This window comes from Tessaracoccus coleopterorum, from assembly GCF_011174705.1.
Classification (GTDB): Bacteria; Actinomycetota; Actinomycetes; order Propionibacteriales; family Propionibacteriaceae; genus Arachnia; species Arachnia coleopterorum.
Genome location: NZ_JAANIJ010000001.1, coordinates 1,492,961 through 1,511,570 on the forward strand (window position 1 = coordinate 1,492,961; position 18,610 = coordinate 1,511,570).

At 67.8% G+C, this 18,610-nt stretch carries 25 protein-coding genes and 3 pseudogenes; 9 read left to right on the top strand and 19 right to left on the bottom strand.

All coding sequences use genetic code 11. The features are described 5' to 3' along the window. Positions 1-7: 7 nt before the first annotated feature. The 17 genes and pseudogenes from G7085_RS30035 to pduA form a co-directional block, all read right to left on the bottom strand. Positions 8-796: pseudogene (locus G7085_RS30035) on the bottom strand (cob(I)yrinic acid a,c-diamide adenosyltransferase); the annotation flags it as partial. A gap of 3 nt (positions 797-799) precedes the next feature. Continuing rightward, a complete protein-coding gene (locus G7085_RS09545) occupies positions 800-1,066 on the bottom strand; it encodes a EutN/CcmL family microcompartment protein (RefSeq protein ID WP_197510781.1) in 267 nt (88 codons plus the stop codon). Between the two features lie 3 nt (positions 1,067-1,069). Further along, on the bottom strand, positions 1,070-1,801 hold the full coding sequence (locus G7085_RS09550; protein ID WP_197510782.1) for a flavoprotein: 732 nt from the start codon (positions 1,799-1,801) through the stop codon (positions 1,070-1,072). Continuing rightward, positions 1,794-2,498, bottom strand: coding sequence for an ethanolamine utilization protein EutJ (gene eutJ / locus G7085_RS09555; protein ID WP_331715583.1), 705 nt, complete (start codon positions 2,496-2,498; stop codon positions 1,794-1,796). Before eutJ ends, G7085_RS09550 begins: the two co-directional genes overlap by 8 nt. 114 nt (positions 2,499-2,612) lie before the next feature. Beyond that, positions 2,613-3,245: a phosphate propanoyltransferase gene (pduL, locus tag G7085_RS09560; RefSeq protein ID WP_197510783.1), complete on the bottom strand. Its 633-nt coding sequence runs from the start codon at positions 3,243-3,245 to the stop codon at positions 2,613-2,615. 2 nt (positions 3,246-3,247) lie between these two features. After that, on the bottom strand, positions 3,248-3,520 hold the full coding sequence (locus G7085_RS09565) for a BMC domain-containing protein (RefSeq protein ID WP_197510784.1): 273 nt from the start codon (positions 3,518-3,520) through the stop codon (positions 3,248-3,250). 271 nt (positions 3,521-3,791) lie between these two features. Then, positions 3,792-4,016 (bottom strand): annotated as a pseudogene (locus tag G7085_RS09570) (BMC domain-containing protein); the annotation flags it as partial. Then, positions 4,016-4,408: a glycerol dehydratase reactivase beta/small subunit family protein gene (locus tag G7085_RS09575; protein WP_197510785.1), complete on the bottom strand. Its 393-nt coding sequence runs from the start codon at positions 4,406-4,408 to the stop codon at positions 4,016-4,018. The pseudogene G7085_RS09570 and the gene G7085_RS09575, both read right to left, overlap by 1 nt. Further along, positions 4,405-5,433: a diol dehydratase reactivase subunit alpha gene (locus G7085_RS30040; RefSeq protein ID WP_331715584.1), complete on the bottom strand. Its 1,029-nt coding sequence runs from the start codon at positions 5,431-5,433 to the stop codon at positions 4,405-4,407. The genes G7085_RS09575 and G7085_RS30040 overlap by 4 nt, the downstream gene beginning before the upstream one ends. Beyond that, complete coding sequence (locus tag G7085_RS30045; RefSeq protein ID WP_331715585.1) at positions 5,337-6,218, bottom strand: hypothetical protein; 882 nt, start codon at positions 6,216-6,218, stop codon at positions 5,337-5,339. Before G7085_RS30045 ends, G7085_RS30040 begins: the two co-directional genes overlap by 97 nt. A gap of 42 nt (positions 6,219-6,260) precedes the next feature. Continuing rightward, the gene (locus tag G7085_RS09585) at positions 6,261-6,791 is read right to left on the bottom strand and encodes a diol dehydratase small subunit (protein WP_197510786.1); all 531 of its coding nucleotides are present in this window, start codon (positions 6,789-6,791) and stop codon (positions 6,261-6,263) included. A 12-nt stretch (positions 6,792-6,803) separates the two neighbouring features. Then, positions 6,804-7,466 carry a propanediol/glycerol family dehydratase medium subunit gene (locus G7085_RS09590; RefSeq protein WP_197510787.1) on the bottom strand — a complete coding sequence of 221 codons (663 nt, stop codon included), beginning with the start codon at positions 7,464-7,466 and terminating at the stop codon, positions 6,804-6,806. A 10-nt stretch (positions 7,467-7,476) separates the two neighbouring features. Continuing rightward, positions 7,477-9,138, bottom strand: coding sequence for a propanediol/glycerol family dehydratase large subunit (locus tag G7085_RS09595; RefSeq protein WP_197510788.1), 1,662 nt, complete (start codon positions 9,136-9,138; stop codon positions 7,477-7,479). Continuing rightward, a complete protein-coding gene (locus G7085_RS30050; protein WP_331715586.1) occupies positions 9,135-9,347 on the bottom strand; it encodes a BMC domain-containing protein in 213 nt (70 codons plus the stop codon). The genes G7085_RS09595 and G7085_RS30050 overlap by 4 nt, the downstream gene beginning before the upstream one ends. After that, complete coding sequence (gene pduB, locus G7085_RS09600) at positions 9,344-9,805, bottom strand: propanediol utilization microcompartment protein PduB (protein WP_269452108.1); 462 nt, start codon at positions 9,803-9,805, stop codon at positions 9,344-9,346. Before pduB ends, G7085_RS30050 begins: the two co-directional genes overlap by 4 nt. Further along, the gene (locus tag G7085_RS09605) at positions 9,748-9,927 is read right to left on the bottom strand and encodes a hypothetical protein (protein ID WP_197510789.1); all 180 of its coding nucleotides are present in this window, start codon (positions 9,925-9,927) and stop codon (positions 9,748-9,750) included. The genes pduB and G7085_RS09605 overlap by 58 nt, the downstream gene beginning before the upstream one ends. Before the next feature lie 8 nt (positions 9,928-9,935). Then, the gene (gene pduA / locus G7085_RS09610) at positions 9,936-10,211 is read right to left on the bottom strand and encodes a propanediol utilization microcompartment protein PduA (RefSeq protein ID WP_197510790.1); all 276 of its coding nucleotides are present in this window, start codon (positions 10,209-10,211) and stop codon (positions 9,936-9,938) included. Positions 10,212-10,353: 142 nt separating this feature from the next. Here pduA and G7085_RS09615 point away from each other — a divergent pair, with 142 nt between their 5' ends. From G7085_RS09615 to G7085_RS36285, 5 genes are all read left to right on the top strand, one after another. Beyond that, entirely contained in the window at positions 10,354-10,737 is a 384-nt protein-coding gene (locus tag G7085_RS09615; RefSeq protein WP_231979379.1) for a BMC domain-containing protein, read from the top strand. Positions 10,738-10,787: 50 nt separating this feature from the next. After that, complete coding sequence (locus G7085_RS25310) at positions 10,788-11,081, top strand: EutP/PduV family microcompartment system protein (protein WP_231980130.1); 294 nt, start codon at positions 10,788-10,790, stop codon at positions 11,079-11,081. A 76-nt stretch (positions 11,082-11,157) separates the two neighbouring features. Beyond that, a complete protein-coding gene (locus G7085_RS09625; protein ID WP_197510791.1) occupies positions 11,158-12,447 on the top strand; it encodes a PocR ligand-binding domain-containing protein in 1,290 nt (429 codons plus the stop codon). Beyond that, the gene (locus G7085_RS36280) at positions 12,444-12,971 is read left to right on the top strand and encodes an iron-containing alcohol dehydrogenase (RefSeq protein ID WP_456300394.1); all 528 of its coding nucleotides are present in this window, start codon (positions 12,444-12,446) and stop codon (positions 12,969-12,971) included. The genes G7085_RS09625 and G7085_RS36280 overlap by 4 nt, the downstream gene beginning before the upstream one ends. After that, the gene (locus tag G7085_RS36285; protein WP_456300395.1) at positions 12,965-13,429 is read left to right on the top strand and encodes a hypothetical protein; all 465 of its coding nucleotides are present in this window, start codon (positions 12,965-12,967) and stop codon (positions 13,427-13,429) included. The genes G7085_RS36280 and G7085_RS36285 overlap by 7 nt, the downstream gene beginning before the upstream one ends. A gap of 465 nt (positions 13,430-13,894) precedes the next feature. On the opposite strand, the gene G7085_RS25315 is transcribed toward G7085_RS36285, so the two are convergent. Both G7085_RS25315 and G7085_RS09635 read right to left on the bottom strand, forming a co-directional pair. Next, entirely contained in the window at positions 13,895-14,137 is a 243-nt protein-coding gene (locus tag G7085_RS25315; protein WP_331715587.1) for an AMP-binding enzyme, read from the bottom strand. Continuing rightward, positions 14,020-15,608: pseudogene (locus tag G7085_RS09635) on the bottom strand (AMP-binding protein). Before G7085_RS09635 ends, G7085_RS25315 begins: the two are co-directional and overlap by 118 nt. Positions 15,609-15,707: 99 nt before the next feature. On the opposite strand from G7085_RS09635, the gene G7085_RS32445 reads away from it, so the two are divergent. The 4 genes from G7085_RS32445 to G7085_RS09650 all read left to right on the top strand — a co-directional run bounded on the left by G7085_RS32445 (position 15,708) and on the right by G7085_RS09650 (position 18,595). Beyond that, positions 15,708-15,902 carry a hypothetical protein gene (locus G7085_RS32445; protein ID WP_331716051.1) on the top strand — a complete coding sequence of 65 codons (195 nt, stop codon included), beginning with the start codon at positions 15,708-15,710 and terminating at the stop codon, positions 15,900-15,902. Further along, positions 15,836-16,657: a macro domain-containing protein gene (locus G7085_RS25325; protein ID WP_331715589.1), complete on the top strand. Its 822-nt coding sequence runs from the start codon at positions 15,836-15,838 to the stop codon at positions 16,655-16,657. Before G7085_RS32445 ends, G7085_RS25325 begins: the two co-directional genes overlap by 67 nt. Positions 16,658-17,777: 1,120 nt before the next feature. Beyond that, on the top strand, positions 17,778-18,398 hold the full coding sequence (locus tag G7085_RS09645; protein ID WP_197510792.1) for a hypothetical protein: 621 nt from the start codon (positions 17,778-17,780) through the stop codon (positions 18,396-18,398). A gap of 2 nt (positions 18,399-18,400) precedes the next feature. Further along, on the top strand, positions 18,401-18,595 hold the full coding sequence (locus G7085_RS09650; RefSeq protein WP_197510793.1) for a hypothetical protein: 195 nt from the start codon (positions 18,401-18,403) through the stop codon (positions 18,593-18,595). Positions 18,596-18,610: the final 15 nt, after the last annotated feature.

Sequence of the window (18,610 nt, forward strand, 5' to 3'; positions counted from 1 at the left end):
TCCACGCCTTGTTCTGGGCGATGTCGACGCTACCGAGCAGCGAGTCGGCCATCCGGTGCAGTAGGACGGGCACGCCGGAGGCGTCGACCGCGGCGAACACGATCGGGACGCCCATGGCGGCGGCGCGCTCCTCGGCGGCCTCGGCGAGACGCTTGCACGAGTCGAGGGTCATCTCGACAGGTCGGGTGGCCTGTCGCATGGCGCCCCAACGGCCGGGTTCGGCTGCGGGGAGCAGGCGGGCGACGACGTCGCGCACGACCTGCTCGATGCGGGCCAGCTCGAACCAGGTCTCGGTGAGCCTGGCCAGCGCGTAGACGGCGTCGGAGAGCCGGTTGAGGTAGCGGACGAGTTCGGGCCGCACGGCCTCGGACTCGGACAGCGTCAACACGCGGCGTTCGGCGCGGCGCACGATGGTGCGGGCGGTGTGGAAGGGCGCGGAGACGGCATCGCGGCCGGGCACGACGAAGGCGCGCTGCGGGCCGGTGACCGCGAGGCAGTCGTCGATCAGCCGCTCGAGCAGGGCGACGTCGTCCTCGGAGATCTTGTTGCCGAGGATCTCGGCGCCGGCAGCATCGGAGGCGAGTTCGGCACCGAGCACGAACAGCCGCTGCTGGACGGCGTGCACGCGGTCGCGCCAGGCACCTGGTTCGAGGCCGGCCTTGGCGACGCCGATGGCGGCGTTGGCCTCATCGACGGTGCCGTACGCCTCGACGCGCAGGCTCTGCTTCGCGACGCGCGAGCCACCGAAGAGGCCGGTTGCTCCCTTGTCGCCGGTGCGGGTGTAGACGGCAGGCATGGCTCAGCCGATCTCCACCTCGTCGACGATGCCGACGATGGTCGAGTCGATGGGGGCGTCCGAGCGGTCCGCGGCGAACCGGGCAGACGAGCCCTTGGTGACGATGACGGTCTCACCGCGGCCGGCGCCGACGGTGTCGACGCACACCTCCGGCAGCCCGTCCTCGACGGCGTCAGCGGTCAGTCGGCGCGTGAGCAGCAGCTTGAACCCGGTCAGGCGGGCATCCTTGCTTGTCGAGACCACGGTCCCGATCACCTTGGCGAGATACATCCTTCACACCCTCTCTAGCGTGATGTGGGCGGAGGCGGCGGCCTCCAGGGCGAGGTCGGTGATGATGGCGGCGCGGGCGATCCGGACGGTGCTGTCCGGCCTCATGCCCGCGACTGTTGAGGCGGAGATGACCCGTTCACCGCAGTCGACGGCTGCCTCGTGGGAGGCGCCGACCAGCCGGGCGACGGCCCGGTCGAGTCGTTCGGCGGCGGAGAGCTTGACCCCGAAGGACGCCAGCCGGGTGAGATTCTCCCGCAGCATCGCGGCGTATCCCTCGGGCATGGCGGGGAACCACCCTCGCTTGTCTGCCGAGTCGGGGCAGGCGGCGTTGGTTGCGACCACCACCGGCTTGCCCGACATGATGAATTCGGACAGCACGTTGGAGGCCAGGCAGTCACCGATGCCGTGCACGACCTTCGCGATCATGTTGACGGTCATGGTGGGCACGATGAGAAGGTCGTGCGAGACGACCAGCGAGGTCGACGCCTTCGTCATGCCGACCCGCTCGATGGCGGCCTGGTCGAGGATGCGGGAGGCGCTGTCGGTCTGGATCCAGTCGAGGTTGACGGTGGACTTCGCGCGTCCGAGCGACTCGAGTGATGCCTCGAAGCCGAGCAGCGCCCCGGTGAACAGCACCAGCGCGTTGGGGCGCTGGGACTCCGGTGCGCGTGCCTCGGAGGCAAGGGCCTGCGCGACGATCTCGGCGATCATGGCGCGCAGCTCGTTCTCACTCATGGGTCCTCCTCATCGCTGTGCCGAGCGGGGTCGGGTAGAGCGGGTCGGGCGCCTGGGTCACGGGACGCCCGAGGATCTCGGCGAACACCTCGGCGGTGCCGGGCAGCGAACTGGCGCCGCCCACCAGGTGGATGGACAGCTCCGGTTGTCCGTCCAGCACACCGGCCGCGATGGTCGCCATCTTTTCGATGGTGGGTCGGATCAGGCCGAACACGAGGTCGGCGTTGGCCTTCTTCCGCTTGTACTTCTCGGCCGTCTCGAAGTCGATCCCGAGTGCACCCGCGACGACCAGCGACATGTGCTGCCCGCCGGTGGCCTCGTCGGCGCTGAGCTCGACAATGCCGTCGCGGAGGATGGAGACGCCTGTGGTGCCGTGGCCGATGTCGATGACGGCGCCGGTGGCGATCCCGAGCGCGGTGGCGGCGGCCACCGGCTCGTCGACCACCTCGGCCGACTCGAGGCCTGCTGCCTCAATGACGTTGGTGAAGATCTTGATGGTGGCCTTGTCGATCCCTGGCGGGACGGCGACGGCAGCCTCGTCGAAGCGGATGCCGAGGCTCGCCTCGAGGGCGTCCCTCAGCTTCTTCACGGCCCGGACGGCGCCGAGCCAGTCGATGACGACGCCGTCGCGCACAACGGTCGAGCGCATCCGGGCTCCCGCGATGGGCGCATCGGAGCCGTCCACGGCCGCCAGCACGATGTTTCCCGTGCCGAGGTCGACGCCGAGTCGCGTCGGCCCGGACGGCGTGCCCGTCTCCCCGTTCGCACCATCCGTGCGAACCGGTGCAGCGGTGTACGGCTCCCTCCCATGTCAGCGGCAGATCCGGACGTGGTCGCCCGTGCGGGCGCCGATGGCATTGCCCTCGTCGGTGTCGAGGTGCAGTTCCAGCAGGTAGGAGTCCTTCACCCGGACGAGGAAGTTGTCGAGGCGTCCGCCGCGCTCCCCCTCGAACTGGACGCTGACGCGGTCGTGGTTCTTCACGCCCAATGCTGCGGCCTCCGTCGGGCCCATGTGGATGTGGCGTCCGGCGACGATGACGGCATGGTCGAGCTTCACCCGGCCGCAGGGCCCCTCGATCTCGATCGGCGCGGCGTCGGCCAGGTCACCCGACTGCGCCATGGGCGCGTCGATGCCCAGCGCGAAGCAGTCGGTGCGGCTCAACTCGACCTGCGTCTGGGACCTGTTGGGACCCATGACCCGGACGCGGGCCATGGCTCCCTTCGGGCCGTGCAGCGTCACGCTCTCCTCGGCCGCGAACTCGCCGTGCTGGCGCACATACTTCCTGACCGACGGCGCGTCGTAGCCGAAGAGGGTCCGGAAGTCGGCGTCGCACAGGTGCAGGTGCCGGTTCGAGATCCCGACGATCACGCGTCGTGGGTCCGACTCCGCGATGCGGGCCAGTACCCGTTCCGCGAGGGTTGCGATCAGCTGCGTCTCCGTCACGATCAGGCCTTCGGCAGGATCTTCTCGACGTCGGCGTGGGGACGCGGGATGACATGCTGCGAGACGAGCTCACCGACGCGGGAGGCGGCGGCGGCACCGGCGTCGACGGCGGCCTTCACGGCGCCGACGTCACCACGGACGAACACGGTCACGTAGCCGGCGCCGATCTTCTCGGTTCCGACCAGCGTCACATTGGCGGACTTGGTCATGGCGTCGGCCGCCTCGACGGCTCCGACGAATCCCTTGGTCTCGACGAGACCCAGCGCTTGGCTCATGGGTTACTTCCTTCCAGCATTGGTCTTGGCAGGGTTTGCCGTTGCCTTGGCGGGAGCCTTGGCGATTTCCCGGGCCGGGCTCTTCGTCCCGGCGGGCTTGGTGGGGGCGGCCGCCTTGGCGGGCGCCTCTTCCGGGGCCGCTGCGGGCTCCGGGGCCGCTGCGGGCTCCGATGCGGGGCAGGCTCCGGTGCGGGGCGGACACGGGCGGCGTCAGGCCGACGGTTGCCGCGGAACGGACCATGGGCTCGACCTGCGTGTTGGGCCGCGGGATGACGAGCTTGCTCACCACGCGGGTGATCCTCGAAGCGGCGAGCGCGGCGGCGTCGACGGCGGCGGTGACCGCGCCGACCTTGCCGAGGACCTTGATGGTCACGAACCCGCCGCCCTTGGCGAGTTCGTAGCCGACCAGCTCGACGTTTGCGCTCTTGCAGGCCACGTCAGCGGCCTCGACGCCGGCGGTAAGGCCGACGACCTCAATCAAGCCGAGTGCTTCCATCAGTGCTTCCTTTCAGTCACCGGGGTTCCAGGGGTGCGGGTGGCGAACCCCCGCAGTGGGAGTCGCTTGACGACGCGGGCGGCGTCGCCGCCGATGAGCCTGCCGTCGACATCGGCCAGGAACCGTGCGATGTACGGGCGGTCCTCTGGCAGCTTCTCCGTGGTGATGACGACGTAGTCGAGCGAGACGCCGATACCGATGCCGAGCTTGGAGGCGACGGCGGCGGCGTGGGCGAGCTTCAGCGGGTTCAGCTCGGCGTGGCGGGTGAGCTCCACCGGGACCCCCTCTTCCTCGATGCCGAGCAGCAGGGTCACCAGGTCGTCGCCGGGCACCTGGTCGTGGACGTGGATCAGGATGCTCGGTGGAGTGAGCTTCGGGTTACGCGGGTTCATCGCTTCTCCTCCGCCCAGCTCAGCGCCAGCCCCGTCGCGACTGCGTTACGGGGCCCCTCGGTGCCGCGGATGTTCGCCCGGCCCGCAACCACGCGGTACTCGGCGAGCGCCTTGGTGACCAACTGCGGGATCTCGAAGTCGAGGGCGGAGCCGCCGACCAGCACGACAAAGTCGATGTCGCGGACGTTGTCGTTGGGAGATACCTTCCGCAGCGCGCGGATGGCGTTGGTGACGAAGACGCGCTCCTTTGCGCGGATCCGGATCTGGCGGATGGTCTCCACCGGAAGATCGATGTCGAGCGGGATCATGCCCTCGGGCTTGAGGACCACCACGCGAGCGTAGACCTGGGGCGGGAGCGGCTCGTCGAAGAATTGGACCGTGCCGTCCTCGTGCCGGATGTTGAAGACGGTCTCGACCTTGGCGAGCGGGTAGCGCTTGATGTCCTCGGCGGTGTCGAACATCTCCAGGCCGAGTTCGGACTGGATCATCAGGGTCACCATGTTGCCTGCGCCCGCCAGGTGGATGGAGACTCCGGATCCGTCGGCCCGCATGACGGAGGCGTCGGTGGATCCCGCGCCCATGTCGAGCACGGCGATCGGGGCCGCGCTGCCCGGGGTGGTGAGCGCGCCGCGGATGGCCATGTCGGCCTCGATGCCGCCGACCTCGACGGGCACGCCGACCTGGGCGGCGAGCAGGCTGGCGATGCGGTTCATCTGGAGCCGGTCGGTCTTGACCATCACGGCGATGCCGACCGCGGCCTCCATGGAGAACTCGTTGGCGATGCCGCCTGCCACCATGCGCGGCACCTGGGTGTCGACGGCCAGCAGGTCGGTGATGCGGATGTCCCGGGGCGACTGGTCGGTCAACTGGGCCATCGTGACCCGGACCTTCTCCATCATGCCGCCGACGTTGGTGCCGGGTTCGCCCGTCACATCCGAGACGGCGCGCACCGACACCACGGCGTCCATGATCTCGTCGGCGCCGCGCTCGACGTCGACCTCGGTGCCGCGGGGCTCGCCGTGCACGGTGAGCCTCCCTGCGGGGATCCGGCGCTCCTGGACATCACCCTTCGGGTCTTGATGACCACCGCGGAACGGTTGCCGACCAGGGAGCGGGCGAGGGGAACGACGTGCTTGGTGTCCTCGTTGTCGAGCTCGAACAGGGTTGCGATGCCGTAGGGGTTCGAGAGCGTCTCGACGATGCGGCCGACCTCGGCGACCTCGATGGCGGCGAGCATGCCCAGCGGCACCTTCTCGATGAGCCGCACCTCGTCGACGATCGGGATCTTGCAGTTGAGGCGGTTGTGCACCAGGTTGCCGTCGTCGGCCTGCAGGATGGCGCCGGTGACGTTGAGGTGCGGGGAGTCGTTGATGATCTGCGCGACGCGGTCGAAGGGGTGGCCGTGGTCGGCCACGACGATCCAGGGCCGGTCGGCGGATGCGCCCGCCAGTTCGGAGATGTGGATGGTGGTGCCGACGCCGATGCCGAGGCCACCGGGGGTCGACGGATTGTGTCCGATCATCGTGGACTCGGTGATGATCGTCTCGGTGATGGTCTCCATCGCGACGTCGCCGATGACGGGCGCCGCCTCGTTGACGCGGATCATGTCCAGGTCGTGGAGCTTCAGGTCTGCTTTGCCGAGGGCCACCTGCAGGGCGTGGAAAACGCCCTGCAGGTTGGCCTCGGTGCCCTTGATCCCGGTGGTCGGGATCGTAGAGCTTGCGAGGAACGAGATGCCGTCTCCGGTGACCCTGGCGAGCGCGACCTCAGTCGTCGCGTTGCCGATGTCGACGCCGGCTACGAGGCTCATCTTCGGTTCCTTCGGTAGTGGTGGATGGGAAGTTGAGGCTTGTCAGTCGACGCGGAGTCGGCCCCGGGCCTCGTAGACGTCGGCCGCCTCACGGAGGAAGCCCGCGGAGACGGTGGCGTCGTAGGTGCCTTCGAGCTCGGCAGCGATGTCGTACAGCTCGGCCTTGGTCGAGCGGTACGGGCGCAGCGCGTTGTAGATGGCGAGGAGGCGCTCATCGGGGACGGACACCAACTCGGCGGCACGGCGCATGTTGCGGGCAAGGGGGCCACGACCGGAGTCGTCGGCAACCTGGGCCTGCAGTTCGAGCGTGCCGGACGAGATGCGGAAGTCCTTGGCGTCGATGGCGCCCGACTTCATCTTCTCGAAGGTGAGGTCGTTCAGCTTCACGCCGCTGTCGGTGGTCACCAGCTGGGGTGACTTCTCAGCCAGCGGGTAGTCCTTGACTCCGACCGTTGCTCCGGTCGCTGCAGCGGCCGGGGCGGGCTTCTTCTCGAAGCTCACCTGATCGCTGCCGCCTCCGAGGTTCTTCATCACCTCGGCCATGATCTGACGAATCAGTTGCTCTTGATCCATTTTCGCTTCTCCTTAGCCGAAGCTGATCTGAAGGCCCTGGGCCTTCTTCTTCAGGTCGACGAGCGTGGTTTCCTTGTTGTGTAGCAGGGCCGCGATCGCCTGGTACTTCGGCCGGGCCATCTGGTCGTTGCGGACCGGGACGGGCGTCGGGCTCTCACCCTTGGCGTACTTGGCCGCGTTCTTGCCGATCGCCCGGAAGGTCGCCTCGTCGATCAGCGGCGACTGCGAGAACAGTTCCACGTTGCTGAGCGGCGGAAGGTCCTTCTGGTGGATGACGGTCGTGCCACGCGACTGGATCCCGATGCCGATGCCGGAGCCCGACAGCTTGGCCGCCTCGTGGGCGAGGAAGCCGACGTCCGCGGTCTTGTAGAGGCGGACGAAGCGGTACTTCAGCCCCTCCTCCTCGATGCCTGCGCAGATCTCCTTGAGCACCTGCGCGTGCGGGATCCCGATGATGGTCTCGTGGATCATCGTCGAGAACGCGGGCGAGAGGGCGATGACGACCTCCTTGGGATCGGTGCCGCGCGTGGCTTCACCGGTCTCGGCGATGGTCAGGTTCCCGACCGTCGTGGGCGTCATGGTGGCGACACCACCACCTGTGGGCTGGGCGGCCGGCTGCGAGACGAGCTCACGTACGACCTCTTCCACGAGTCGCTTGATGGTTGCTTGATCCATGGTGCTCACCTCAGATGCTTTCCGGGCTGACGGCCTGGCGGATCGTCTTGAGGATTTCCCACTTCTCATCCGAGATCTGGTAACCCGTCCTGGGTCCGGCGTAGTCGTTCGGGTTGTTGACGGCGGAGTCGACGTTGAAGTTGCGGTCGAAGATGGCGCTCGTGTGCAGGTAGTCGCCGGCGGCCCGGCGCTTCAGCAGGTTGAACACCGCCTCGGACACGTCGTCGAAGCCGCCGCGGGACAGCGCCTTCGCCACGTCGAGGCCGGTGACCTCGCGCTTCATCATCTCTTCTGCCGCCTTCAGGTCCTCGACGACATTGCGCGCCGGCATGTCCTTCGAACCGTTGGCGTAGGTGGCTGCCTCAACCTCTGCATCGGTGATGGCCGGGAGACCCAGCTCCTTGAAGGTGGCCTGGATCGCACGGGCGGCCTTGCGGCGCACCGCAACGACGTCTTCCTCGACGGCGGGCACGAGGCCTCCGTCTACGCGCAGGTCGCGCTGCAGGATGACCCAGTCGTCGTAGTCCTCGGCGTCCCAGTTCGAACCGGCGAACATGTTGTCGTAGTTCGGGGTGGCCGAGTAGCCGGAGCAGATGAAGTCCGTGCCGGGCACGAACTGCATCAGTGTGCGGGCGACGCGGCGCAGGTCCGAATGGGTGAACGTCTGGTCGTTGGACGAGGCGCACTCGAGGTCGAGCATGATGGCGATCAGGTTCTCGGCCAGGATCGCCCGGATGCCCTGCGGCACGGCGGCGGGAACGCCGACGCAGCTGACGGAGCCGTTCTGGGTGCCCTGCGAACCTGCCGCCTTGGTGACGAACAGGCAGCGGCTCTCGAGGTAGAGCATGCTCATGCCCTCGGCGAAGCCCATCTGCACCTCGGAACCGGTGCCCGACGTGAAGCGCATCTTCAGGCCGCGCGACGCGTAGCAGGAGGCGAGGAACGCCTTCGACCACGGGGTGTCGTCACCGTCCATGAACACTGCCTCGGTGCCGTACACCGAAACGGTCTCGGCGTATGCCGTCAGCCCCCGCATTCCGAGCTGGAGCTCGGTGGCTTCCTCAACCGCGCACTGGGTGAGGATGCCCGGGCGACCGACCTGCGCACCGACGAGAATCGCCAGGGCGTTGAACGGCGCGTAGCGCACGATGCCGACGGTGGTCTCCTCCTCAGCGAAGCCACGCAGGGCTGCCTCGGCGGCGTCCGCCGCGATCTGCACCGGGTTGTCGGCGACGTTGGTGACATGGCACTGGTTGGCCGGCGTCTTCCTTGCGCGCAGCTTGGTGACCGCGTTCATCATCTCGAGCACGCTCATCTGCGAGACGACCTCGGCCGCCTTGGCGGGGGTCATCGCGGTGGTGAGCGGGATCAGGGCGCTGCGGGGCACGTTGATGTCGCACAGCATGTGCGCGAGCACCACCGAATCCATCGCATTGACTTCCTCGGCACGCTCAAGGTTGATGCCGTAGGTGGCGATGAACGTGTCGAGCATGTCGAACTCGGCCTCGGCCTTGCCGTCAAGCTCGACGACCTTGCCGCCGACGATCTTGATCGACGGCTTCGGGTCGTTCGGCCCGTCCATCGCGATCAGGCCGACCTCCGGCCATTCGCTGACGAAGCCGTCCTGGTTCACGGGGCGGGCGTCGAGAACCTCAAACCTCTTGGATCTCACTGGTCAGTCTCCTCAGATGTAGGGAGTGGTCGAGGACTCGGGGTATGCCCGAGCGCACCCAGCAGGCCGCGGCCGACGTCGCGGGCGGCCACGATGGCCTGCCGGACGGCACCCGAGTCGCCGCTGAAGGCGCAGATGACCTCGTTGGAGAAGCTCGTGCCCTTGGCCGGGCTCGAGTAGGCGATCACGTCGATGGTCGACGCCTTCACCGCGGTGTCCGCCAGGACGACACCGATGGCGGCTGGGCCGCCGACGGTGATGCCGAACGACTTGCCGATGGGGCGCCGAACGCCTTGTTGAGGGCGTAGCTGGCGCGTGCCGTGTACTGGAACTCGAGGTGGCCCGCGTCGTTGCCGTACACGTCACCGAAGGTGCGGTCCAGCTCGGAGAGGGTGACCTCGACTGCGCGACGGGCGTCGGAGACGTCCTCGGCACCGAACACGATCAGCGAGCCGTGGCCGGCACCGCCCTTGGTGTCACGGGGGAGCTCGATCGTCAGGATCTCGCAGTTGGTGGCCTTGACTGCCTCATCGGCGGCGAAGATGTGCGGGCCTGCTCCGGTGCGGGCGCCGACGATGCCGATGGAACGGTACTTGGCCTCGAGGCCCATCATCTCGTGCAGCGCCGGGTCGACGTTTGCGATGACGAGTCCGATGGTGTCGCCCAGTGCGTTGGTGCCGACGAACTCGGTGGCGGCCGGGCGCTCACCTGCGGCGACCGCGGGGCCTGGTCGACAGGAAGCTTCTTCATGACCTCGGCCATGACCTTGTTGATCAGATCTTCAGACATTTCCACACTCACTTCACGCTCGGGAGGAGCTTCTCGACATCGGTGTGGGGACGCGGGATCACGTGGACGGAGATGACCTCGCCCACCTTGCCCGCAGCAGCCGCACCGGCGTCTGTCGCCGCCTTGACCGCTCCGACGTCGCCACGGACCATGACGGTCACGAAGCCGGCGCCGATCTTCTCGCTGCCGATGAGCTGGACGTTTGCCGACTTCACCATCGCATCGGCGGCCTCGACCGCACCGACGAATCCCTTGGTCTCGACAAGTCCCAGTGCCTCTTGCATGCTGGACTCCTTCGTCTGTCAACGGCCGCCCTGGCCGCATCTCCTGAAGGGTAGGCAGGCTTTGGCTACACGTTGCGGCCCCGTTGTTACACAATCCCGCCACCACCTGAGGGCACCCCTTGACCCTCTGGAGGCACCACGTATGGTGGGGGAGCAGGGAGGCACAGAGGCCGATGGAGAGCACCACAGAGAAGCAGCGGATCATCCAGGAATTCGTTCCTGGCAAACAGGTCACGCTCGCGCACATCATCGCGAATGCCGACCCGTTGCTGTTTCCGAAGATCGGCCTCGCGGACGCCCGCGGCGGTTCGGTCGCAGTGTTGACCCTGACCCGGGCGAGGCCGCGATCATCGGTGGCGACATCGCGAGCAAGGCCTCTGACATCCAACTCGCCTACGTCGACCGGTTCTCCGGATCATTGTTGATCACGGGGCAGTTGGCGGACGTCGAATCGGCCGTCCAGGCGGTGGTCGAGACGCTCTGCTCTGTGCTCGGTTTCACTCCGGCCCCGGTGACCAGGACGTAGACCTTGAAGTCGATCCTGCTCGTGGGCAGCGTTGGCGCGGGAAGACGACCCTGCGGCAGCGCCTCCAGGGCGGCGTCCTCGACTACGCGAAGACCCAGGCCATCGAGGTGCACGACGGAGTGGTCGACACCCCGGGAGAGCTCCTGGAGTCCATGTTCTTCAAGAACGCGCTGATCAACGCCTCATGGAGCGTCGACAGCGTCGTGCTTGTGCAGGCTGCCGACGAGCGCGGCACCCGATTCCCACCCGGTTTCAGCACGGCCTTCAACCGTGAGGTGCTGGGCGTGGTGACCAAATGTGCGCAAGCCCCGAGAGCCAGCGCGACGCCGCCGTCGGCCTGCTGAACCTCGCCGGGGCCTCGCGCGTCTTCTGTCTCGATTCAGTCACCGGTGACGGGGTCGACGAGTTTGTGGAGGCGATATGTCTTCCCTGATGCTGGGGACGCCCGGAATGGGCCCCGACCTGCGTCACCTGGTCGACATCGACCGGTTGCAGGAGATCCAGGACAACTACGCGGCCGAGACGGGTCTCGCGATGATCACCGTCGACTCGACGGGCTCACCTGTGACGACGGCGTCGCAGTTCAGCCAGCTGTGTCAGCTGCTGCGCCGCGACCCGAAGGTGCGGCAGCTCTGCTACGGATGCGACGCCCACGGCGGCTTCCAGAGCGCCATCGAGGGCCGCCCTGTCATCTATCAGTGCCACGCGGGCCTGGTCGACTTCTCGGTGGCCATCACACGCGGATCGCAGTACCTCGGCGCGGTCATGGCCGGGCAGGTGCTGCTCGACCGCGACCAGGAACAGCTCAACCGGATGCTGACTGGAAGTTCCGACCTCCCCTACTCGGAGGAGGCCAGGGCCCTGGCGAAGGAACTGCGGGTGGTGGCGCTCGATGAGCTGCACCACGCGGCCGAGGCCGTCGTGAAGCTGGCCAACGACACCCTCCTCGGCCGCGACTCGAAGCTGCTGCTGAAGGCGAGCGCCGGCCCGTACCTGGGCAGGCGCGCCTCCGAGCCACGCGGAAGCAGCACCCTGGTACCCGAGGGGACCCCACCGTCGTGCGTCGACCCCGTCGAGCTGGTGAGGCACCTCCACGAGCGCAACCTCGCGGGCAACCTCGACCTCGTGGGCGACTACCTCGACCAGTTGATCCCGCGGTGGAGCATGAAGGTGCCCCGCGAGCGGTTGGGCGACCTCGAGGACGTGCTGATCGGCGTCGCAACCGGCGAGGGTGTGCAGTACGGCCGTGACATGACGGTCGAGGTGATGAGCCGCCGCAAGGGCCGCCGCACGTCGATGAACCGGTACGAGGCCCAGGTGCACGCGGAACGCCTGCTGATCCTGTTGCACGAACTGGTCGAGCCGAAACTCGCCATGAACGAGCGCACCATCTCCACGTTGCTGAACGAGATCGAGAAGGATCCCACGGCGTTCCTGTCCGTGCAGAAGGCGGCCTCCTATCTCGCCTGGTCGGAGTCGCATTTCGCCCGCCAGTTCAAGCAGCAGACCAAGCAGAGCTTCATCAGCTACGTCACCACCAAGCGGCTGGACCGCGCGAAGCTGATGCTCGCCCACACAACCAAACCCGTGTTGCGGATCGCTGACGAGTTGGACTTCCAACCTCTCAACTACTTCTCGCGCACCTTCAAGAAACACACCGGGCAGACACCCACCGAGTACCGCCAGCATCTGGCAGAGGTCGATTCATGAGCACATTCACCCTTGCCACCGAGATCAGCTTCGGAGAGGGCGCGCTCGAGGGATTGCGGGAGTTCGCCGACCGACGGGTGTTCGTGGTCACGGATTCCTTCCTGGCGGGCACGGACGTGTTCGCGCTCGTGCTCGACCTCCTCGGCGCGGACACGGTCGTCTTCGACGAGGTGCTGCCGAACCCGACGGTGGCCGTGATCGGCAAGGGGGTCGCTTCCTATCTCGCTGCGCGCCCCGACGTGGTGATCGCCTACGGCGGAGGATCCCCCATCGACGCGGCCAAGGCCATGCACAAGGCGGCCATCGAGGTCGGCCTCGGGGCCGTGGACGGCCTCGTCGTCATCCCCACGACGTCGGGCTCCGGCTCCGAGGTGACGAGCTTCTCGGTGATCACCGAGGAGACCACGCACGCCAAGCTCCCGATGGTCTCACCGGATCTGGTGCCGAGGCTCGCGATCCTCGACGCCCGGGCCGTGCTGGGCGTCCCCCGCGCACCACCGCCGATTCCGGTATGGATGTGCTGACCCACGCGATCGAGGCCTACGTGTCGACCGGCGCGAGCGACTTCAGCGACGCCCTCGCGGAGAAGGCGACGCAACTGGCCTTCGCGAACCTGGTGCGCTGTTTCGAGGACGGCTCCGACGTCGAGGCACGCACGTCGATGCATCACGCATCGACGCTCGCGGCGATGGCCTTCGACAACGCAGGGCTGGGCATCGTCCACTCACTCGCCCATGCCCTCGGAGGGCGGTTCCCCGTCGCGCACGGTCGGCTCAACGCGATCCTGCTGCCTCACGTGATTGCCTTCAACGCGGAGCGCAGCGCTCGTTGCGCCGAGCGTTACGCCTGGCTCGGCCACCTCGCGGGGCCAGCGCGGTGGGTCCGAGGGCCGGGGTGCTCTCCTGCATCGCGCGGATCGACAAGCTCAACGCCAAGCTCGGCGTCGGCCCGGGCTGGCCCAGTGTGGCATCCCCCGCGATGACTTCACCGAGGCTCTCGACGAACTGGCCGACACCGCCCTCGCCGACGGGTGCACCGCGACGACCCCCGTCGCACCCACCCATTCCGACCTCGTTACGCTGCTGCGCGCAGCCTTCTGACACACCCTTTGGCAACTCCCGCGCCATCGGCGCGGGGCATCGGCCTGCCCGCCCCCGCCCTGCCAACCACCCACAATGTTTACGTCACCATCTTTTATCGGGAACCCGCGACAGATTGTGACACGCGTAGCCAAACGTTAATGCGACTCCGCAACTGAATCGGATGCCGAGTGCCGCAGACAATCGTTATCAATTCGCAATCATTTCTTGCGTTCAACTTCTTGACTTAAGCTCGAGGGCGCCGTCAACGAGGCGCTGCCGGTCGTGGGGCACTTCCGCGCCGCGCGCGACCCGGCGTGTCTCGCGATCATCGCCGACCGGGTCGCCTCCCTCGACGCCCCCGATCCTCAGGAGTGAGGGAGCGGCTCCATCACGTCGAGGCTGTCACGAACCTGCTTGCGCAGCACCTTGCCGAGCATCGACTTCGGCAGCTCATCGATGATGTAGAAGTCGCGAGGCACCTTGTAGCCGGTCAGCCGCTCCTTGCACCAGGCGCGCAGCTCCACGTACGTGAGGTTCGCTCCGGGCTCGGGGTTGACGGCCGCGATGACGCGCTCGCCGCCGACCTCCTCGTTCGGCAGGCCCACCACCGCGGCGTCGCGCACAGCGGGTGGGTCAGGAGCACAGCTTCCACCTCGGACGGCGCGACGTTGAACCCGCCGGTGATGATCAGCTCCTTGACGCGGTCGACGATGGTGGTGAACCCGTCCTCGTCCTGGGTGACGATGTCGCCGGTGCGCAGCCACCCGCCGGGCAGCAGGGTCTTGGCCGTCTCCTCCTCGTTGTGCCAGTAGCCCTGGAACACCTGGGGGCCGTGGATGAGCAACTCTCCACGCTCCCCCTGCTCCACGTCGCGGGTGGGATCCTCGGGATCGACGACGCGCATCCAGGTGCTGGGGAACGGCACGCCGATGGTGCCGCTGCGACGGGACTCGGCGAACGGGTTGCCGAGGCACACGGGCGACGCCTCCGTCATGCCGTACCCCTCGACGAGCAGGCCGCCCGAGACGGACTCCCACAGCTCGACGGTCGAGGCGGGCAGCGCCATGGCGCCGGAGATGCAGTACTTGGCGGAGCGCAGCGAGATGCCACGCTCCTTCGCGCGGCGGGCCGTCGCCTCGTAGATCGGCGGGACGGCGCAGTAGACGGTGGGCGGGCTCTTGACGGCCGCGTCGAGCACGAGGTTGACGTCGAAGGACGGGAAGAGCACGAGCCGGGCCTGCTTGAGGATGCCGTAGGTGAGGAACAGCGTCATGCCGAAGGCGTGGAACAGGGGCAGGATCGCGTAGAAGATCTCCTTGCGGTACTGCGCGCCGTGCATCCAGGCCTCGCCCTGGCGGGCGTTGGAGAACAGGTTGGAGTGGGTGAGCATCGCGCCCTTGGGCTGGCCCGTGGTACCCGAGGTGTACTGGATGACGGCAAGGTCGTAGACCGCCGGACGCGGGTGGGCCGGGTTGATCGGATCGGCCTTGAGAAGCTCCTCCCAGGGAATCGTTCCGGGGGCCGGCTGCGTGAGCTTCGCCTTGGTGGCGCGTAGCTTCTTCACCGGCAGGAGCGTGAGCGCGAGACGCTTCACAGTCGGGAAGGCCTTGAGCAGGTTCACCGACACGATCGCGTCGAGCTGGATGTCTGAGGGCTGCTCGCGGAGCTTCGCGACGGCGGCGTCCCAGGCGATGACGACGCGGGCGCCGTGGTCCTCGAACAGGTGCCGCAGTTCGCGCGCGGTGTAGAGGGGTTGTGCTCGACGACGACCGCACCGAGCCGCAGCACCGCGTAGAACGCGACGACGTGCTGCGGGCTGTTGGGCAGGATCAGGGCTACCCGGTCGCCGGCCTTGACGCCGAGCTTGCGGAGCCCTTCGGCGGCGCGGGCGATCTGGTCACCCAGCTCGGTGTAGGTGGTCTCCCTGCCGAAGAACTCGAGGGCGACTGCGTCGCCTCCCTCGGCGACCGACCGCTCGTACAGGCCGACCAGCGACTCGGTCGGGGCTTCGATCTCGGCGGGCACACCGGGCTGGTAGTGCCGTACCCAGGGGCGGTCAAGGGAGTTGTCATGCTTCATTTCTAGCAGGCCACGGGATTCGTGCGGTTCCGGGCCCGGGTGAGCCGTGTCGCGTCCGGCCCGGCCCTCACCGAGGGCCCCGGAGGGTCAGACTGGGGGATGGAACTCACCGCTGTGCTGGGCGACATCACGCGCCAGAGGGTCGACGCGATCGTGAACGCGGCCAACAACGCCATGCGCGGGGCGGCGGAGTCGACGGGGCGATCCACCGCGCCGGAGGCCCCGCTGTGCTCGAGGACTGCATCGCCCGGTTCCCCCACGGGTTGGCGACCGGTGACGCCGGCTGGACGGTAGCCGGCGACCTGCCAGCCCGCTGGGTGATCCACACCGTGGGGCCGAACTACCGGGCGGGTCAGCGGGACCGGAGGCTGCTGGAGTCCTGCTACCGGCGGGCGCTGGAGGTGGCCGACGAACTGTCTGTGGAGACGCTTGCGTTTCCCCTGATCAGTGCGGGCATCTACGCCTGGCCCCGGGAGGACGCGATCGATGCGGCTGTGACGACGTTGAGGGGACGCAGACCGGGGTCGGGGAGGTCCGCCTCGTGGCCTTCGACGAGGACACGTACGCCGGGATCTCTGCCTGCCTGGCATCGGCGGTTTGAGCCGACCGGCGTCGAGGAAGTCGACCGCCCGTCGTGCCGAAACCACCCCAGACGATGGGCAGGTACCCGACCACAGGCAGGTCAGCTCTACTCGAGTCTCAGCACCTGGCCGGGAGTGATCGTCGGGGACGGCCATCAGCAGTCGGTTGAGCCGGGCCGGCGACGAGGAACGAGACGCCGCCCGTGCCGAAACCACCCCAACGATGAGCAGACACCCAACCACAAGAAGGCCAACTCCACTCAGGTCCCTGCACCAAGTCGGAAGAGACCGTCGGGGACGGCCACCAGCAGTCGGTTGAGCCGGGCCGGCGACGAGGAACGAGACGCCGCCCGTGCCGAAACCACCCCAACGATGAGCAGACACCCAACCACAAGAAGGCCAACTCCACTCAGGTCCCTGCACCAAGTCGGAAGAGACCGTCGGGGACGGCCACCAGCAGTCGGTTGAGCCGGGCCGGCGACGAGGAACGAGACGCCGCCCGTGCCGAAACCACCCCAACGATGAGCAGACACCCAACCACAAGCAAGTCAGCTCCACTCAGGTCCCTGCACCAAGTCGGAAGAGACCGTCGGGGACGGCCACCAGCAGTCGGTTGAGCCGGGCCGGCGACGAGGAACGAGACGCCGCCCGTGCCGAAACCACCCCCAACGATGAGCAGACACCCAACCACAAGCAAGTCAGCTCCACTCAGGTCTCTGCACCAAGTCGGAAGAGACCGTCGGGGACGGCCACCAGCAGTCGGTTGAGCCGGGCCGGCGACGAGGAACGAGACGCCGCCCGTGCCGAAACCACCCCAACGATGAGCAGACACCCAACCACAAGAAGGCCAACTCCACTCAGGTCCCTGCACCAAGTCGGAAGAGACCGTCGGGGACGGCCACCAGCAGTCGGTTGAGCCGGGCCGGCGACGAGGAACGAGACGCCGCCCGTGCCGAAACCACCCCCAACGATGAGCAGACACCCAACCACAAGCAAGTCAGCTCCACTCAGGTCTCTGCACCAAGTCGGAAGAGACCGTCGGGACGGCCACCAGCAGTCGGTTGAGCCGGGCCGGCGACGAGGAACGAGACGCCGCCCGTGCCGAAACCACCCCCAACGATGAGCAGACACCCAACCACAAGCAAGTCAGCTCCACTCAGGTCTCTGCACCAAGTCGGAAGAGACCGTCGGGGACGGCCAACAGCAGTCGGTTGAGCCGGGCCGGCGACGAGGAACGAGACGCCGCCCGTGCCGAAACCACCCCAAACGATGAGCAGGCACCCGACCACAAGAAGGTCAGTTCCACTCGACTCTCTGCACCGAGTCGGGAGTGGTTGGTTTCGGCCACGGCCCGGCGCTTCGCGCTGGGGCCGGCTCAACCCGAGTCGCACGGCCGGCGCTCCGCGCGGGGGCCGACTCAACCGACTACTGCGGTCGGGTCTCCTACTGCAGGTGGGCTCCTCCACCGAGCCGGAAGAGATCGTCGGGACGGCCAACAGCACTCGTCGGCCCGATCTGCTGCCCCAGTCGTCCGCGACAAGGCGCCCTGTGCCAAGCTATCGATCAGCAACGGGGCTCAGGGGAGGCCATGGAGATCAAGCGCTGGCGTCGCTTCGGACACGACAGGCTCTACTTCACCGACGACGGCGGCACCCAGATCGGCTGGTGGGACCTCCCACCTCGACCCCGCACGAGGTCGCCCCGAACACCTCGCCACCGTCACCGCCGCCGCCGCGGCTGGTTGCAGCGCAACCCCGTCAGCCCTCCCCGGACCCGCCAACCCAAGCCCCTCGCCCCGGTGCCACCGCCGGTCCCCGTCACCGACATCGCCCACACCCTCCCCGGGCGACAGCTCTTCGAGCACGCGGCCGTCGAGGGCCCCGACTCGTCCTGGAACAAGGGCATCGAGGGCGAGAACGTCGTCGCGAACTGCCTCTTCGCCGCCCGCCAGGCCAACCCGTACTGGAGCTTCCTCAACTCCGTCCCCGTCGGGGAGACCACCGACATCGACCACGTCCTGATGGGCCCAGGGGCGTGTTCACCATCAACACCAAGCACCACCGCGACGCGAACATCTGGGTCGGCGGCGACACGGTGCTCGTCAACGGGCACAGCCACCCGTATGTCCGCAGCGCCCGTTCGGAGGCGGCCAAGACCGAGCGGCTCCTCACCAACGCCTGCAACTTCGACGTCGCGGTCCGTCCGCTGATCGTGGTCGTCGGCAACGGCAGGATGCAGATCAAGCAGCAGCCCGACGATGTGCTCGTGATGCACTACACCCACCTCACCCGCTTCATCCTCGAGCTACCGGCGGTGCTCCACCCGGACGCGCTGACGAGGATCCTCCTCACCGCCCGCCGCAGCGACAGTTGGCTGCGCCCACAACCGCGCCGCGCCGCCAGGTAACCCACCCCGCGGGAC

Bases quoted from the DNA above. Each gene is read 5' to 3' on its own strand.
- G7085_RS09545 (WP_197510781.1), bottom strand. From the start codon at position 1,066: ATGTATCTCGCCAAGGTGATCGGGACCGTGGTCTCGACAAGCAAGGAT.
- G7085_RS09550 (WP_197510782.1), bottom strand. From the start codon at position 1,801: ATGAGTGAGAACGAGCTGCGCGCCATGATCGCCGAGATCGTCGCGCAG.
- G7085_RS09565 (WP_197510784.1), bottom strand. From the start codon at position 3,520: ATGAGCCAAGCGCTGGGTCTCGTCGAGACCAAGGGATTCGTCGGAGCC.
- G7085_RS09575 (WP_197510785.1), bottom strand. From the start codon at position 4,408: ATGAACCCGCGTAACCCGAAGCTCACTCCACCGAGCATCCTGATCCAC.
- G7085_RS30045 (WP_331715585.1), bottom strand. From the start codon at position 6,218: ATGAGCCTCGTAGCCGGCGTCGACATCGGCAACGCGACGACTGAGGTC.
- G7085_RS09585 (WP_197510786.1), bottom strand. From the start codon at position 6,791: ATGGATCAAGAGCAACTGATTCGTCAGATCATGGCCGAGGTGATGAAG.
- G7085_RS09590 (WP_197510787.1), bottom strand. From the start codon at position 7,466: ATGGATCAAGCAACCATCAAGCGACTCGTGGAAGAGGTCGTACGTGAG.
- G7085_RS09605 (WP_197510789.1), bottom strand. From the start codon at position 9,927: ATGTCTGAAGATCTGATCAACAAGGTCATGGCCGAGGTCATGAAGAAG.
- pduA (WP_197510790.1), bottom strand. From the start codon at position 10,211: ATGCAAGAGGCACTGGGACTTGTCGAGACCAAGGGATTCGTCGGTGCG.
- G7085_RS09615 (WP_231979379.1), top strand. From the start codon at position 10,354: ATGGTGGGGGAGCAGGGAGGCACAGAGGCCGATGGAGAGCACCACAGA.
- G7085_RS09625 (WP_197510791.1), top strand. From the start codon at position 11,158: ATGTCTTCCCTGATGCTGGGGACGCCCGGAATGGGCCCCGACCTGCGT.
- G7085_RS36280 (WP_456300394.1), top strand. From the start codon at position 12,444: ATGAGCACATTCACCCTTGCCACCGAGATCAGCTTCGGAGAGGGCGCG.
- G7085_RS32445 (WP_331716051.1), top strand. From the start codon at position 15,708: ATGGAACTCACCGCTGTGCTGGGCGACATCACGCGCCAGAGGGTCGAC.
- G7085_RS09645 (WP_197510792.1), top strand. From the start codon at position 17,778: ATGGAGATCAAGCGCTGGCGTCGCTTCGGACACGACAGGCTCTACTTC.